13 protein-coding genes are annotated in these 15580 nt (G+C 72.5%); 9 read left to right on the plus strand and 4 right to left on the minus strand.

All coding sequences use genetic code 11. From position 1 onward, the window contains the following. Window positions 1-220: 220 nt before the first annotated feature. From FBY41_RS02515 to nirD, 5 genes are read left to right on the plus strand one after another with little or no spacing between them, the layout of a single operon-like run. Window positions 221-1720 (plus strand): nitrate/nitrite transporter, encoded by a 1500-nt coding sequence (locus tag FBY41_RS02515; protein WP_260439516.1) that lies wholly within the window; start codon window positions 221-223, stop codon window positions 1718-1720. Then, window positions 1717-3888 carry a molybdopterin oxidoreductase family protein gene (locus FBY41_RS02520; RefSeq protein ID WP_141841837.1) on the plus strand — a complete coding sequence of 724 codons (2172 nt, stop codon included), beginning with the start codon at window positions 1717-1719 and terminating at the stop codon, window positions 3886-3888. Before FBY41_RS02515 ends, FBY41_RS02520 begins: the two co-directional genes overlap by 4 nt. After that, the gene (locus tag FBY41_RS02525; protein WP_141841838.1) at window positions 3885-5498 is read left to right on the plus strand and encodes an FAD-dependent oxidoreductase; all 1614 of its coding nucleotides are present in this window, start codon (window positions 3885-3887) and stop codon (window positions 5496-5498) included. Before FBY41_RS02520 ends, FBY41_RS02525 begins: the two co-directional genes overlap by 4 nt. Continuing rightward, window positions 5498-8065 (plus strand): nitrite reductase large subunit NirB, encoded by a 2568-nt coding sequence (gene nirB / locus FBY41_RS02530; protein ID WP_141841839.1) that lies wholly within the window; start codon window positions 5498-5500, stop codon window positions 8063-8065. The genes FBY41_RS02525 and nirB overlap by 1 nt, the downstream gene beginning before the upstream one ends. An 18-nt stretch (window positions 8066-8083) precedes the next feature. Beyond that, on the plus strand, window positions 8084-8509 hold the full coding sequence (nirD, locus tag FBY41_RS02535) for a nitrite reductase small subunit NirD (protein WP_141841840.1): 426 nt from the start codon (window positions 8084-8086) through the stop codon (window positions 8507-8509). Window positions 8510-8797: 288 nt separating this feature from the next. Here the strand turns inward: nirD and FBY41_RS02540 are convergent, their stop codons facing one another. Beyond that, on the minus strand, window positions 8798-9667 hold the full coding sequence (locus tag FBY41_RS02540) for an SDR family oxidoreductase (RefSeq protein WP_141841841.1): 870 nt from the start codon (window positions 9665-9667) through the stop codon (window positions 8798-8800). Between the two features lie 104 nt (window positions 9668-9771). Between FBY41_RS02540 and FBY41_RS02545 the strand changes: the two genes are divergently transcribed. Next, entirely contained in the window at window positions 9772-10173 is a 402-nt protein-coding gene (locus tag FBY41_RS02545) for a winged helix-turn-helix transcriptional regulator (protein WP_141841842.1), read from the plus strand. Here FBY41_RS02545 and FBY41_RS02550 read toward each other — a convergent pair. Beyond that, window positions 10163-11341, minus strand: a complete 1179-nt coding sequence (locus FBY41_RS02550) for a uroporphyrinogen-III synthase (RefSeq protein WP_141841843.1) — start codon at window positions 11339-11341, stop codon at window positions 10163-10165. The genes FBY41_RS02545 and FBY41_RS02550 overlap by 11 nt on opposite strands. Then, window positions 11338-12351 (minus strand): uroporphyrinogen-III C-methyltransferase, encoded by a 1014-nt coding sequence (gene cobA, locus FBY41_RS02555; protein ID WP_141841844.1) that lies wholly within the window; start codon window positions 12349-12351, stop codon window positions 11338-11340. Before cobA ends, FBY41_RS02550 begins: the two co-directional genes overlap by 4 nt. Window positions 12352-12558: 207 nt before the next feature. Between cobA and FBY41_RS02560 the strand changes: the two genes are divergently transcribed. Beyond that, window positions 12559-13281: a sirohydrochlorin chelatase gene (locus tag FBY41_RS02560; protein ID WP_141841845.1), complete on the plus strand. Its 723-nt coding sequence runs from the start codon at window positions 12559-12561 to the stop codon at window positions 13279-13281. A 14-nt stretch (window positions 13282-13295) separates the two neighbouring features. Further along, window positions 13296-13961, plus strand: a complete 666-nt coding sequence (locus tag FBY41_RS02565) for an IMPACT family protein (protein WP_141841846.1) — start codon at window positions 13296-13298, stop codon at window positions 13959-13961. Window positions 13962-13986: 25 nt separating this feature from the next. Here the strand turns inward: FBY41_RS02565 and FBY41_RS02570 are convergent, their stop codons facing one another. Next, entirely contained in the window at window positions 13987-14361 is a 375-nt protein-coding gene (locus FBY41_RS02570) for a YciI family protein (protein ID WP_141841847.1), read from the minus strand. Between the two features lie 156 nt (window positions 14362-14517). Here FBY41_RS02570 and FBY41_RS24130 point away from each other — a divergent pair, with 156 nt between their 5' ends. After that, window positions 14518-15492 carry an HhH-GPD-type base excision DNA repair protein gene (locus FBY41_RS24130; protein ID WP_311769378.1) on the plus strand — a complete coding sequence of 325 codons (975 nt, stop codon included), beginning with the start codon at window positions 14518-14520 and terminating at the stop codon, window positions 15490-15492. The last annotated feature ends 88 nt before the right edge of the window (window positions 15493-15580 follow it).

A 15580-nucleotide genomic window follows, 5' to 3' on the forward strand; every position in this document is an offset into this window, starting at 1 on the left:
TGCGAGCCTACGCGGGCCGGACGGCATACCTCACCGGGGTGCGGGGGCTCCGTGAGGGGCTGCGCGAGCACGGATGCGCAGGACCTCACAGCCCCGAGGCAGGACCGTGAGACCGATGTAACGGAGGCTTCACGGCGGCCCGATCGAGGGGCAACACGGGGTTCCTAGCGTGTGTCACACGCTCTCGCAGCGGCCCCAGGCCCCCTCAGGAGGAACCCCCGTGAGCACGACGACCAGCCAGAGCAACACCCCGACCGACGACAGCACGAGCACCATCACGAGCGCCATCACGAGCGCACCGGCCGGCCCCACGACCATCGAGCGCCCCAGTCGCTTCCGGGCCCTCACCGCGCCGAAGAAGCGCGTCATCCGCGACTGGGACCCCGAGGACACGCAGGCATGGGAGGCCGGCAACCAGGCCATCGCCAAGCGCAACCTCGTCTGGTCGGTCGCGACCGAGCACGTCGGCTTCTCGATCTGGTCGATCTGGTCGGTCATGGTGCTCTTCATGCCGCAGGCCGTCTACGGCTTCACGCCCGCAGACAAGTTCGTCCTCGTGGCGGTGCCGACGCTCGTCGGCGCGGTGCTGCGGGTGCCCTACACGATGGCGACCGCCTTCTTCGGCGGACGCAACTGGGCGATCGTCAGTGGGGTCGCACTGCTCGTGCCGACCATCCTCACGTGGTGGCTCATGGTCAACCCCGGCCACTCGTTCACGACCTTCCTGCTCGTCGCGGGGCTCGCGGGCCTCGGCGGCGGCAACTTCGCCTCGTCGATGACGAACATCAACGCCTTCTATCCGCAGCGGATGAAGGGCTGGGCCCTGGGGCTCAACGCCGGCGGCGGCAACATCGGCGTGCCGGTCATCCAGCTCGTCGGGCTGCTCGTCATCGCGACGCTCGGCAACCGCAGGCCCGAGGTCGTCTGTGCCGTCTACCTCGTGCTGCTTGCCGTCGCGAGCCTCGGCGCCGCGATCTTCATGGACAACCTCGACCACCAGACCGCCAACCCCCGGGCCATGCTCGAGGTGCTGCGCCACCGGGACTCGTGGTTCATCTCGCTGCTCTACATCGGCACCTTCGGCTCCTTCATCGGCTTTGGCTTCGCCTTCGGCCAGGTGCTCAACCAGACCTTCCTCGCCGGGCTCACCGGCGGCGCGGCGCCCACGGCCGCCCAGAGCGCCGCCGCGAGCCTGCACGCCGCCCAGATCGCCTTCATCGGCCCGCTGCTCGGCTCGGTGAGCCGGGTCTGGGGCGGCAAGCTCGCCGACCGCCGCGGTGGCGCGGCCGTGACCCTCTGGACCTTCGTCGGGCTCGCCCTGGCCGGTGTCATCGTGACGATCGCCGCGCGAGCCGACGACACGACCGTGGGCGCCGCGACGGCCCTCCAGCTGACCGGCCTCATCGGCGGCTTCGTGCTCCTCTTCGTCCTCTCCGGCATCGGCAACGGGTCGGTCTACAAGATGATCCCGGCGCTCTTCGAGGCCAAGTCGGCCTCTCTCGTCGGCCCCGCCGTCGAGCGCACCGCGTGGTCCCGGTCGATGTCCGGCGCGCTCATCGGCATCGCCGGCGCGATCGGCGCCCTCGGCGGCGTGCTCATCAACCTCGGTCTGCGGGCCTCCTACCAGGGCGCCAGCCACTCGGCCACCGCGGCGTTCGTCGTCTTCACGGTCTTCTACGTCGCCGCCGCCGTGCTGACGAAGGTCCGATACCGCCGATGACGACCGCCGCCACGACCCAGAGCGCGACGCCGTCAGCGGCGTCGACCGCGGACGCGCCGTCAGCGAACGCACCGGCCGCGCCGGCCGGCGTCGCGACGCACTGCGCCTACTGCGGCCTGCAGTGCGCGATGACCCTCACCGGGTCGTCGGCGGCCGACCTCACGGTCACCCCCCGCCGGTTCCCGACCAACCGGGGAGGCCTGTGCCAGAAGGGATGGACGAGCGCCGAGCTGCTCCGCACGGCGGGGCGACTCACCACGCCCCTCGTGCGCCGCGACGGCGAGCTCGTGCCGGCGTCGTGGGACGAGGCGCTCGACGTCGTGGCCGGCGCCATCGTGAAGACGCAGGCGGCATACGGCCGTGATGCGGTGGCCGTCTTCGGCGGAGGTGGCCTGACGAACGAAAAGGCCTATCAGCTGGGCAAGTTCGCGCGGGTGGCTCTGCGCACCAGCCAGATCGACTACAACGGCCGCTGGTGCATGAGCTCGGCAGCCGCGGCCGGGATCCGTTGCTTCGGGCTCGACCGCGGGCTCCCCTTCCCCGTCACCGACATCGGGTCGGCGCACGCCGTGCTGCTCCTCGGCGCCAACCCCGCAGAGACGATGCCACCCTTCCTCACCCACCTCGTGCGCGCCGCCGACGCCGGCGGCCTCATGGTCGCCGACCCCCGGCTCACCCCGACCGCGGCCAAGGCGCTCGACGGCGGCGGCCTCCACCTGCAGCTGCGCCCGGGCACCGACGCGGCGCTCGCGCTCGGCATGGTGCACCTCGCCGTGACGGAGGGGTATGCCGACCGCCGCTTCATCGAGGAGCGCACCTCGGGCTTCGAGGACCTCTGGCCGATCGCGGCCCAGTGGCTGCCGGAGCGGGTCGAGCGCGTCACCGGCGTGGCCGTGACGACGATGCGCGCGGCCGTCGCGTCACTGGCCCGGGCCCGCGACACCGAGCGCGGTGCCTACGTCCTCAGCGCTCGCGGCACCGAGCAGCACGCGAGCGGCACCGACACGGTCACAGCCTTCATCGCTCTCGCCCTCACGCTCGGCCTCCCCGGCAACCCGGGCACCGGCTTCGGCACGATCACCGGCCAGGGCAACGGACAGGGCGGCCGCGAGCACGGCCAGAAGGCCGACCAGCTGCCCGGCTACCGCAAGATCGACGACCCCGCCGCGCGGGCGCACGTCGCCGCGGTGTGGGGCGTCGACCCGGCCGACCTGCCCGGCCCGGGGCGCAGCGCCTTCGAGCTGCTCGCCGCCCTCGGCACCGAGGGCGGGCCGCGCGTGCTCCTCGTGCACGGCTCCAACCCCGTCGTCTCGGCCCCCGACGCCCGGGTCGTCTCCGAGCGGCTCGGCGCCCTCGACCTGCTCGTCGTGTCGGACTTCGTCCTGTCGGAGACCGCGGCCATCGCCGACGTCGTGCTGCCCGTGCTGCAGTGGGCCGAGGAGGAGGGCACGCTGACCAACCTCGAGGGTCGTGTGCTGCGCCGCCGCCGGGCGCTCGCGGCGCCGTCAGGCTGCCGCAGCGAGCTCGACGTCTGGAGTGAGCTTGCGCGCCGGATCGGCTGCAGCACAGACTTCCCCACTGACCCACGCGTCGTCTTCGACGAGCTGCGGCGCGCCTCCGCCGGCGGGCCGGCCGACTACTCCGCCGTCACGTGGGAGCGGCTCGACGCCGGAGAGAGCCTCCACTGGCCGTGCAGCACGGAGCGCCCCCAGGGCACGCCTCGGCTCTTCCTCGACGGCTTCTCGACCCCGGACGGGCGCGCCCGTTTCGTGGCCGTCGACCACGCCGGCCCCGCCGAGGCCGACGACGCGGCATACCCCCTCGTCGCCACCACGGGTCGCGTGCTGCAGCACTACCAGTCGGGAGCCCAGACCCGCCTCGTCGCGGAGCTGACCGCAGCGGCGGGTGACATGTTCGTGCAGGTGCACCCCGAGACGGCGGCACGATCCGGACTCGACGAGGGCGACCTCGCCGACGTCGTCAGCCGGCGCGGGCGCACCCGCGCCACAGTGCGCCTCGACGAGGACATGCGTCCCGACGTCGTCTTCCTGCCCTTCCACTGGGGCGGTGCCGGGCGGGCCAACTCGCTGACGCACGCCGCCCTCGACCCCACCAGCCGCATGCCGGAGTTCAAGGCGTGCGCCGTCCGCCTGGAGGCGACCTCATGACCGGCCCGACGACCCGCCCGACCCGCCACGTGCTCATCGTCGGCAACGGCATGGCCGGCGCCCGGCTCGCCGAGGAGATCCGTCACCGCGACCCCGACGCGTCGCGCTTCGCGGTGACCATCGTCGGTGAGGAGCCGCACGCCGCCTACAACCGGGTGCTGCTCTCGACCGTCGTCTCCGGCGCGATCACTCCGCGAGACACGCGTCTCAAGCCCGACGGCTGGTGGGAGGCCCGGCACATCGACGTCGTCACCGGCGCGCGCGTCACGGCCGTCGACACCGCGACCCGCACCGCCACGCTGGGCGCAGCGGGCGGCGCCCGCGAGGTCGCGTGGGATGAGCTCGTCCTCGCCACGGGCAGCACGTCCTTCGTCCCGCCGAGCGAGGGGCTGTATGCCGGCACGCCGGGGCCCGAGGCCGAGCTCGCTGACGGCGTCGTGGCCTTCCGCACCGTCGACGACTGCGACCGCATCGTCGACGCCGCCCGATCCGCCTCGAGCGCAGTGGTGCTCGGCGGTGGCCTCCTGGGCCTCGAAGCGGCCAGAGGGCTCCTCGCCCGGGGTGTCGACGTCACGGTCGTGCACCCGCAGGACTTCCCGATGGACCGCCAGCTCGACGCCGACGGAGGCGCCGTGCTGTCACGCGTCGTGCGAGGCATCGGGGCCCGGCTCGTCCTCGGCCGCTTCGTCGTCGGCCGCCACGCCGCAGTCGCCGGTGAGCCGGCACACGTCGTGCTCGACGACGGGAGCGCCCTGTCTGCAGACCTCGTCGTCGTCGCCGCCGGGGTCCGTCCTCGCACGGAGCTCGCGCTCACGATGGGTCTCGACGTCGACCGGGCCGTCGTTGTCGACGACCGGCTGTCCACCTCGGCGCCCCACGTGCACGCCATCGGCGAGTGCGCCCAGCACCGCGGTGAGGTGCCTGGGCTCGTGCAGCCCGGCTGGGACCAGGCCCGCGTCCTCGCCGACGTCCTCACCGGCGCCGACCCCGACGCCGTCTACGAGGGCACGAGCGTGCTGACCCGGCTCAAGGCCCACGACATCGACCTCGCGAGCATGGGCACCGTCGACGTCGACGTGCACGACCCCGGCCACGAGGTGCTGTCGTTCACCGACCCGAGCCGCGGTCGCTACGCCAAGCTCGTTCTTCGTCAGGACCGCCTCGTCGGCGCCATCCTGCTCGGGGTCGGCGACGCGGCAGGGGCCCTCACCCAGCTCTACGACACCGGTGCGGCCGTCCCGCGAGATCGCCTGTCGCTCATGCTCGGTCGCGCGATCACGCGCTCCGGGGGAGTTGAGAACGTCAACCTCGCCGAGATGCCCGGGGCCGCCGTCGTCTGCCGCTGCAACACCGTGACCAAAGCCGCCATCGTCGGTGCCTTCAGGGAGGGCGCCGACACGGTCGGCGCCCTCGCCGAGGCGACCCGGGCCACGACCGGTTGCGGCTCGTGCAAGGGGGCGGTCGACGGGCTCTGCTCCTGGCTGCGCTCGTCCGAGCCGACCCCTGCACCGTCCGCCACACCCAGCCCCGAACCGATCCACGCACCGACCCCCGCACCCACCCCCGCACCAGTGCCGGCCGTCGCCGTCCTGACCGAAGGAGCCGCCTGATGTCCACCACCACCGAGCGCGCAACCGGCACGACGGGCACGGCCAGCCGCACCGTCGTCGTCATCGGCCACGGCATGGTCGGCCACCGCTTCGTCGAGGCCCTGCGGTCGCGTGACACCGACAGCACGTGGAAGGTCATCGTCCTCTCGGAGGAGGCGGACGCGGCATACGACCGCGTCGGGCTCTCCTCCTACGTGGGGGCATGGGACCGCAGCGCCCTTGCGTTGTCGGGCAACTCGTATGCCGGTGACGACCTCGTGGAGCTGCGCCTCGGCACCCGGGCCGAGCAGGTCGACCGCAGGACCCGCACGGTCACGACGAGCACCGGCGAGGTCGTCGCCTACGACGCGCTCGTCCTGGCCACCGGCTCCTACCCCTTCGTGCCACCGGTGCCCGGCCACGACTCCGAGGGCTGCTACGTCTACCGCACGCTCGACGACCTCGACGGCATCCGTGCCCGAGCGGAGGCCGCGATCGCGCGGGCGGCTGCCGAGGGCCGTGAGGCCAACGGCCTCGTCGTCGGCGGTGGGCTGCTCGGCCTCGAGGCCGCGAACGCCCTGCGCCTGCTGGGGCTCACCCCGCACGTCGTCGAGTTCGCACCGCGGCTCATGCCCCTGCAGGTCGACGAGGGCGGTGGCGCCGTGCTCAAGGGCCTCATCAGCAACCTCGGCGTCCAGGTGCACACGGGGGCCGGCACGAGCTCCATCGCCGCCCAGGACGACGGCCGGCTCGCCGTCGAGCTCTCCGACGGCACGGCGTTGCTCACCGACCTCGTCGTCTTCTCGGCGGGGGTCCGGCCGTCGGACGCCGTGGCGCGCGCGGCGGGTCTCGCCGTCGGCGAGCGCGGTGGCGTCACGACCGACACGGCGTGTCGCACGAGCGACGAGAACGTCTGGGCCGTGGGCGAGGTCGCGGCTGTCGAGGGTCGCTGCTACGGCCTCGTCGCACCGGGCTACACGATGGCCGAGGTCGTCGCCGACCGTCTGCTCGGTGGCGAGGCGACCTTCCCCGGAGCCGACCTGTCGACCAAGCTGAAGCTGCTCGGCGTCGACGTCGCGTCCTTCGGGGATGCGATGGCGGCCACCCCCGGCGCCCTCGAGATCGTGCACACCGATGCGACGAAGGGGACCTACGCCAAGGTCGTCGTCAGCGACGACGCGCGGACGCTCCTCGGGGGCATCCTCGTCGGCGACGCCTCTGCCTACACGACGCTCAAGGCCTACGTCGGTCGGGAGGTGCCGGGCGACCCCGGTGCGCTCATCTCCCCCGCCGGGGCCGAGCTCGGCGCGGACGCCCTGCCGGACGACGCCGTCATCTGCTCCTGCAACAACGTCACGAAGGGCTCGATCTGCGGCGCGATCGCCGAGGGCGCCTGCGACATCGCCGCACTCAAGGGCTGCACGAACGCCGGAACGACATGCGGTGGTTGCCTCCCCACCGTCAAGAAGCTTCTCGTCGACTCGGGTGTCGAGCTGTCCAAGGCCCTCTGCGAGCACTTCGAGCAGAGTCGCGCCGAGCTGTTCGAGATCGTCGCCTCCACCGGCATCCGCACGTTCTCCGGGCTCCTCGCCCGCTACGGAACGGGGACCGGCTGCGAGATCTGCAAGCCGACGGTCGCCTCGATCCTCGCCTCGACGAGCAGCGACCACATCCTCGACGGCGAGCAGGCCGCGCTGCAGGACAGCAACGACCACTTCCTCGCCAACATCCAGAAGAACGGCACCTACTCCGTGGTGCCGCGGATGCCGGGCGGCGAGGTGACCGCCGAGCAGCTCATCACGATCGGCCAGGTCGCCCAGGACTTCGGGCTCTACGTCAAGGTCACCGGCGGCCAGCGCATCGACCTCTTCGGCGCCAGGGTGGAGCAGCTGCCCGCGATCTGGCAGCGCCTCGTCGACGTCGGCATGGAGTCGGGCCAGGCCTACGGCAAGTCGCTGCGCACCGTGAAGTCGTGCGTCGGCTCCACCTGGTGCCGCTTCGGCGTGCAGGACTCGGTCGGCATGGCCGTCGACCTCGAGCACCGCTACCGGGGTCTGCGGTCACCGCACAAGATCAAGTTCGGGGTCTCTGGTTGTGCGCGCGAGTGCGCGGAGGCCCGCGGCAAGGACGTCGGCGTCATCGCGACCGACAAGGGCTGGAACCTCTACGTCTGCGGCAACGGTGGCCAGACGCCCGCGCACGCGAGGCTGCTCGCGAGCGACCTCGACGACGAGACGCTCGTGCGCTACATCGACCGGTTCCTCATGTTCTACGTCCGCACCGCCGACCGGCTCCAGCGCACCGCGCCCTGGCTCGACTCCCTCGAGGGCGGGCTCGAGCACCTCAAGGCCGTCGTGTGCGACGACTCCCTCGGCATCGCCGACGACCTCGAGGCGGCGATGAGCCGTCACGTCGAGGGCTACCAGGACGAGTGGAAGGCGGTGCTCGACGACCCCGAGAAGCTCTCGCGCTTCGTGTCCTTCGTCAACGCTCCCGAGGAGGCCGACCCGACGATCGCCTTCGACGAGTCAGGGCCGCGCAAGGTGCCAGTCCTGCTCGGCCTCCCCACCGTCCGCGAAAACGTCTGAGCTGCAGAGGAACCCATCATGACGACCCTCATCACCGCTCCCCCGATCGACGAGGTGGCACCGACGGCTCGCACGGTCATCCGTCCCGGAGTGCTGCCCGCACCGGGCGCCAAGCAGTGGGTGCCGGCGTGCCCCGTCAGCCGGCTCGTGCCTGGGCGGGGCGTCGCCGTGCTCCTGCCCGGCGGCGGCCAGGCGGCCCTCTTCCTGCTGCCCAACGGCATGATCTACGCAGTGGGCAACATCGACCCGTACGCCCGGGCCGGCGTCATCTCCCGGGGGCTCACCGGCGACCGCGCCGGAGAGCCGACCGTCGCATCACCGCTGCTCAAGCAGGTCTTCTCGCTACGCACCGGGGCCGCCCTCGACGACCCGGAGGTCGCGTTGCCGACGTATGCCGTCCGCGTCCAGCACGGTCTCGTCCGCCTCGGCGTCCCCCACCCCTGAGCCCCGGGCCAAGGGAAGCGTCAGGAACTGGGCACTCGAGTGAAGGTCTAGTCGAGTGCCCAGTTCCCGACACCTGACCCCCGAACGGAACCGTCGACAAATGGGCATTCGAGTGAAGGTCTAGTCGAGTGCCCAAGTCCCGACACGCCACCCCCGAACGGAACCGTCGACAACTGGGCACTCGACGGATCGGGCCCGCCGGGAACTGGGCACTCGACTTGTCAGGACCCGTCGGGAACTGGGCACTCGAGTGAAGACTCAGTCGAGTGCCCAGTTCCTGGCTGCGGCTCAGGCGGGGACGACGGCGAGCGCGGCGCGCAGCGCGGCCTCGACGCCGGTCGTCGGGCGGCCGATGAGGCGCGAGAGGTCACCACTGTCCGTGAAGAGCGCCCCCTGCGAGAGGCCACGGTCACCGTCGGCGAGGACGGCGGCATACCCCTCGGGAAGGCCCGCCGCGACCAGGGCCGCCGTGTAGTCCTCGACGGACAGGTCGCGATAGGCGACGTCGCGCCCGGAGACACGGCTCAGCGCAGCGGCATACTCGCCGAGCGTGAAGGCGTCGTCGCCACCGAGCTCGTAGACGCGCCCCTCGTGCCCCTCGCCCGCGAGCACGACTGCAGCCGCGTCGGCGAAGTCGGCGCGGCTGGCGGCGCTGACGCGGCCCTCTCCGGCAGCGCCGAGCACGACGCCGTGCTCGAGCGCCGTGCTGACCTGGCCGGCGTAGTTCTCGAGGTACCACGAGTTGCGAAGCAGGGCGTGCGGCAGCCCGGACGCCGCGAGCAGCTCCTCGGTCGCGCGGTGCTCGGCGGCGAGCACGAGGTCCGAGGTGTCGGCGCGGGTGATGCTCGTGTAGGCGACGAAACCTGTTCCGGCGGCCTTGGCCGCCTCGATCACGTTGGTGTGCTGCGCGATCCGCTCGCCGACGGCGCTGCCGGAGACGAACAGGATGCGATCGATGCCGGCGAACGCGGCGTCGAGAGACGCACGGTCGTCGTAGTCGGCACGGCGCACCTCGATGCCGCGCTCGGCCAGGTCGGCGATCGACTCAGGCGTGCGGGCGGTGGCGACGATGTCGCCGGCCGGCACGCCGCGCTCGAGCAGGGACTCGACGACGAGGTGGCCGAGGTGGCCGCTGGCACCGGTGACGAGAAGCTTCATGACGGTCCTTTCACGGACGTTGCTGGGGTGGTCACTCGCGACAACCACCTCGTCCACGTCATACTTCCCTGAAGTTAGTACCCACTTTGAAGTAAGGTACTGACATGACGGTGAGTTCCACCCTGCGCGACTACTTCCCCGACGGCATCTTCTCCGCCGGCTGCCCGAGCCGCACCGTGCTCGACCACGTGACGAGCAAGTGGGGCACCCTCGTCATCCTCGCCCTCGCAGAGGGGGAACCGTTGCGGTGGAGCGAGCTGCGCCGCCGCGCCGAGGGGGTCAGTGAGAAGATGCTCGCCCAGACGCTCCGTCAGCTCGAGGCAGATGGCCTCGTGCATCGCGACGCCCGGCCGGTCGTGCCGCCGCACGTCGAGTACTCCCTCACCGACCGCGGCGCTGGGCTCGCCGAGCACATGGTCCCCCTCATGGCCTGGATCGCCGCCCACGCGCCGGCCATCGTCTCCGACGCGGCAACAGCCACCTCGGCGGCCAGCGTCACACGTTGAGGCGGTAGCCCCGTCGCACGACCGTCTGGACGAGCTGCCGGTCGGGCAGGGCGGCCCTCAGCCGGCTCACCGCCATGTCGAGCGCGTGCTCGTTCTCGGCTTCGGGCAGCTCGTCGAGCAGGCGCTCCCGCGTGCACACCGCCCCCGGCTCCGCCATGAGCGCCGCGAGCATCGCCCGTGGCCCCCGGGCGAGCGTCACCGTCTCGCCGGCGAAGGTCACCACCCTGCCGTGCACGACGAGAGGACCGAGCGCGGTGTCGACCTGGGCGACGCCGTTGAGGGTGAGGTGCTCGACGACCGAGCGGATGAGCGCGCCCATCCGGAAGCGGTCGGGCACGATCGGCTCGATCCCGGCGTCGAGGAGCGGCGCGGCCGTGACCGGGCCGACCGCGGCGGCCGTGACCCCGCAGCGCATCGCATCGAGGAGCACGCCGTCCATGCCGAGCTGCGCTGCCGCAGAGACGAGTCCGTCGACCGCTGGTGCGGACGTGAAGGTCACGACGTCGACCTCGCGCGACGCGACGGCCATGACGAGCCGTCCGAGACGCCCCTCGTCGGTCGGCCGCACCCAGCGGTAGGGCGCAACCGTCAGCACCGAGGCCCCCGCCGACCGGAGCCGCTCGAGCTGCTCGATGTCCTCGTGACCGTGCAGCTGCACGGCCACGCGCTTGCCGAGCACCCCCGCCTCGATCGCCAGCGTCACGGTCGAGGCGGTGCGCTCGTCATCGGCGATGCCGTCGTCGTCGTGGCCCGCGGCACGCACGGCGCCCCGCGCCTTGGGCCCGCGCACGATGATGCGGGCGCGGTCGAGAGCGCGGGCGAGATCCTCCCCCAGTCCCGCGGCGTCAGCACACTCGATCCAGCGACGGAAGCCGTATGCCGTCGTCACGATGACGATGTCAGGCTTGCTCTCGATGACGGCCCGGGTGTCGCCGATGAGGATCTCGTCCTCGTCGACCGGCGCGATGCGCACCGCTGGGGCGTGGATCACCTCGGCGCCTCGTCGGACGAAGGCGTCGACGAGGTCGGCCGAGCGGCGGTCGGAGGTCACGGCAATCCGGAAGCCGGCGAGCACCGATCCGCTCGCCTCGGTCCGCGCAGCGTCCGGGTCCGGGCCGGTCAGCTGGTCCGACCAGGCGGTGGTCGGGTGGCGTCGGGCACTGCTCATCCGACGACCTCGAGCTCGCGAGCGCCCGCGCGCCGGGCCCAGACCTCCGACTGACGCACGACCTCGCCGATGACGATGACGGCGGGCGAGGCCGCGCCGCGGCGCTCGACGAGCCCCGGCAGCGTGCCCAGGGTGCCGACGAGGCTGCGTTGGTCCGGCGTGAAGCCACGCTCGACGACGGCGGCCGGGGTGTCGGCATCGAGGCCGCACCGCTCGAGCGCCGCCGCGATGGGCACGAGGTTGTTCATGCCCATGAGGACGACGACGGTGCCCCCGAGCTGCGCGAGGGCCGTCGCCCGATGGTCCTCGAGGGGCACGTGGCCGGAGATGACGGTGACGACATGGCTCACGCCGCGATGGGTGACGGGGATGCCGGCGGCACCGGGCACGCCGACGGCCGACGACACCCCTGGGAGGACGGTCACGGGCACGCCGGCACCGACCGCAGCGGCCACCTCCTCGCCCCCGCGCCCGAAGACGTACGGGTCCCCGCCCTTGAGCCGGACGACGGTGAGACCGGCCAACGCGCGCTCGACCATGATCCGCTCGATCTCGGTCTGCGGCACGGCGTGGTGGCCGGGCAGCTTCCCGACGTCGATGACCTCGGCCCCCGGCGCGAGCGCCGCGACGTCGCCCACCTCCGCGAGCCGGTCCGTGAGCACGACGTCGGCGTCCGCGAGCGCCCGCAGTCCGTCGAGGGTCAGCAGGCCGGCGCTGCCGGGACCGGCGCCGACGAGGACCACTCGCCCGCGCGCCGCGTGGGGCGCCTCCTCCTCGACGAGCATGACCGAACCGGCGAGCGCCGCCCGAGCCGGCCCCCAGTCGCGGGCCGCGTCGACGAGGACGGCGAGGCCGGCCCACTCGACGAGCACGGGCGTGACAGCATCCGGCGACTGCACGCTGATGACCTGGGCACCGGCCCGCCGGTAGCGGCGCTCGGCGGCGTCGGTCAGGCCGATCGGGCCGATGACGAGCACCGGCAGCCCGGCGATGTCGGTCTCGATGAGCATGTGCGCCTCCCCACGTGCGACGTCGGTATGCCGCACGGGCGGGCGCATCGGTCGCGCGACGCTCGTGTGGCGGGTGCAGTGACTCCCACGGTAGGGACGGCGTGTTTCGCCGGCGTTTCCGGACGACGATGCCCCGGTAACGCCCCACTCACCCCGCCCCGTGAACGCCGTGCGGTGTCGGGGCGCCCGGGGTGCGAGAGTGGGCGCATGGGATCCGACGCCCCTGCCCTCATCGCCTGCTCGCACGGCACCGCCTCGCCCGCCGGGCAGGCGGCCGTCGCGGCTCTCGTCGCAGCCGTCGCCACCGCCCGGCCCGATCTCGAGGTGCACGAGGCCTTCGTGGACGTGCAGCAGCCCGACCCCGCGACGGTGCTGGCGACCCTGCCGCCCGACCGCAGGGCCCGCCTCGTGCCCCTGCTGCTGTCGGCGGGCTACCACGTCTTCGTCGACCTCTCCGACATCGCGGCCGACCGCGCAGGCACCGACGTCACGCGGGCGCTCGGCCCCGACCCTCGGCTCGTCGCCCTGCTGCACCGGCGGCTCGACGCCGCGGGCCTCCGCGACGGCGACCGTGTCGTGCTCGCGGCGGCCGGGTCGTCCGACGCTCGCGCCGTGACCGACTGCGCCGCCACGGCGGAGGCACTCGCGGGACGTGTCGGCGCCCCCGTCACGGCCGCATACCTCTCCGCTGCCGAGCCGCGTGTCGCGGACGCTGTTGCCGCACAACGTGATCCAGCGTATGCCGTGAATGCCGGGAAGGCGACCGCTCCTCCCCGCGTCGTGGTTGCGACCTACCTCCTCGCTCCCGGCTACTTCGCCGACGTGGCCGCCGCGAGCGGCGCAGACGTCGTCACCCCGCCGCTGCTCCTGCCCGACGAGACCCCACCACCGGAGCTCGTCGACATCGTCATCGAGCGACACCTCGGCTGACCGGAGCGTCGTCCGTGCCCGGTCCGCATCAGTACCTGACGCTCGCCGCACCGGCCCGCTCGGAGGTGGAGGTGCGGCGGTCGCGCTTCGTGTGCGACGTGAGGCCCGTGTCGTCCGAGGCCGACGCCCGTGAGGTCGTCGAGCAGGTGCGCGCGTCGAGCCGGGACGCGCGCCACCACTGCACGGCCTTCGTGCTCGGCCCCGACGGGGCGACGACGCGCAGCAACGACGACGGCGAGCCCTCCGGCACGGCCGGCGCTCCGATGCTCGAGGTGCTGCGCGGCCGCGGCCTCACCGACGTGCTGGCCGTGGTGACCCGGTGGTTCGGCGGCACCCTGCTCGGCACCGGCGGTCTCATCCGGGCCTACGGCGACGCCGTGTCGCTCGCCCTCGACGACGCGAGCCTCGTCCGGATGGAGCTGCGCGAGGGCCTCGTCCTCGAGGTGGACCACACGGCGGGACCACGTCTTGAGCACGACCTGCGCGGCAGGCCGGGCATCGAGGTCACGGCCGTCGACTACCTTCCGCAGGGCGTGCGCCTGCTCGTCGCCGCTGCTCCGGACGCCGTCGGAGAGGTGGAGCGCGCAGTGGCCATCCTGACGTCGGGCACCGGTTCAGTGTCGGCCGGTGTGCCGTCGTGGGTTCCGGGTCAGGTCGGTGGCCCCGACTCGGCGATGTGAGCGCCTCGGCGCTGGCCCAGCACCCTCACCCGCCGCGCACGATGGCCTGCAACGAGCCGGCCTTGAAGCGGCGCACCTCCTGAGGCCAGCCGCACCCCTCGGCCACCCTCCCCGCCCACCTGCGAGCGGACTCGTCGTCGGGCACGTCCACGATGGTCAGCCCGCCGAGCCACTCCTTCGTCTCCACGTAGGGTCCGTCGGTGACGACGAGCTCGCCGCTCGTGGCGTCGGCGCTCGCGGCCTCCTCGAGCTCCTCGACCAGTCCGCCTGCGTAGACCAGGACGCCCTGGTCCCGCATCTCTCGAACGACGGCCTTGGACGGTTCGACGCGGCTGTCGAACCACGCCTCGTCGTGGTCGCCGACCCACTGCTGGTTGAAGTAGATGAGGTAGTGAGGCATCCGCGTTCCCCTTCGTCCGGCGGACCTGGTGTCCGCCACCATTCAGGCTACGAACAGCAGCCGGCCGATACGACACCCACTGTGTCGAATCCGGTTGGAGCTCTCAACCGCTGGACGCCGCAGGCCCTCTGCTGGTGATCGTGAGCGACCCCGGCCCTGCTCACCGGCAAACGCAGCGCGTCGGACTGCGGCACGGGCTCGGCTAAGGTCCGCGGATGCAGAGAGCGTGAGGACGTGCGGGATGCAGCTGAGAGAGAGCTGCGTGAGGAGACCGGCTACGTCGCCGAACAGCTGACTCTCGTGGGCCGCACCTGGCTCGCCGGCTACGCCACCCACCTTCGCCACGCGGTCTTGGCAACGGGATGCCGTCTCGCCCTCGACCAACGACTGGACGAGGACGAGTTCTGTGAGGTCGTGACGATGCCCATGGCCGGCTTCCTCGTCCACCTGCGTGACGGAGACCTCACGGACGCCGACGTGGCCTGGATGTGTCTCGACCGGCTCCACCCCTGGACGCCACATCCCGTAGGTCAAGATGGGTGCATGGCCCTGCACCTTGCGACCACTGACGACGGCAACACCCTCCTCGAGCGCGACCCGCTCGCCCTGCTGCTCGGCATGCAGCTCGACCAGCAGATCCCAATGGAGAAGGCGTTCACCTCTCCGAGCGTGCTCGCGCAACGGCTGGGCGTGCCTCCCGGGGGCCGTCTCGATGCCGCCGCCATCGCGGCGCTGCCGCCCGAGACGCTGCTCGAGCACTTCCGCACCCCGCCGGCGCTCCACCGCTTCCCCGGGTCCATGGCCACCCGCACGCAGCAGCTGTGCCAGGCCCTCGTCGACGACTGGGGCGGCGACGCGGCCAACGTGTGGAGTGGTGTCGACAGCGGCGCCGAGCTGGTGCGGCGCATCGGCAGCCTGCCCGGCTTCGGCGACCAGAAGGCGAAGATCTTCGCCGCACTGCTCGCCAAGCAGTTCGGGGTGACCCCTGACGGGTGGGAGGCGGCCACCGGCGACTACGGCAAGCCCGGCCACCGCTCGATCGCCGACGTCGTCGACGACGCCTCACGGGTCAAGGTGCGCGAGTTCAAGAAGGCGAAGAAGGCCGAGGCCAAGGCCACCGCCCAGGCCTGACCGCCCGTTGCACGACGCGTCACGGTGGGGCACCTCATCCAGCGGCGCCTGAACAGGGCGTCCGGCCGCCAGCTCGAGCCCCAGCGAC

The sequence above is a fragment of the Humibacillus xanthopallidus genome (assembly GCF_006716675.1).
GTDB classification, from domain to species: domain Bacteria; phylum Actinomycetota; class Actinomycetes; order Actinomycetales; family Dermatophilaceae; genus Humibacillus; species Humibacillus xanthopallidus_B.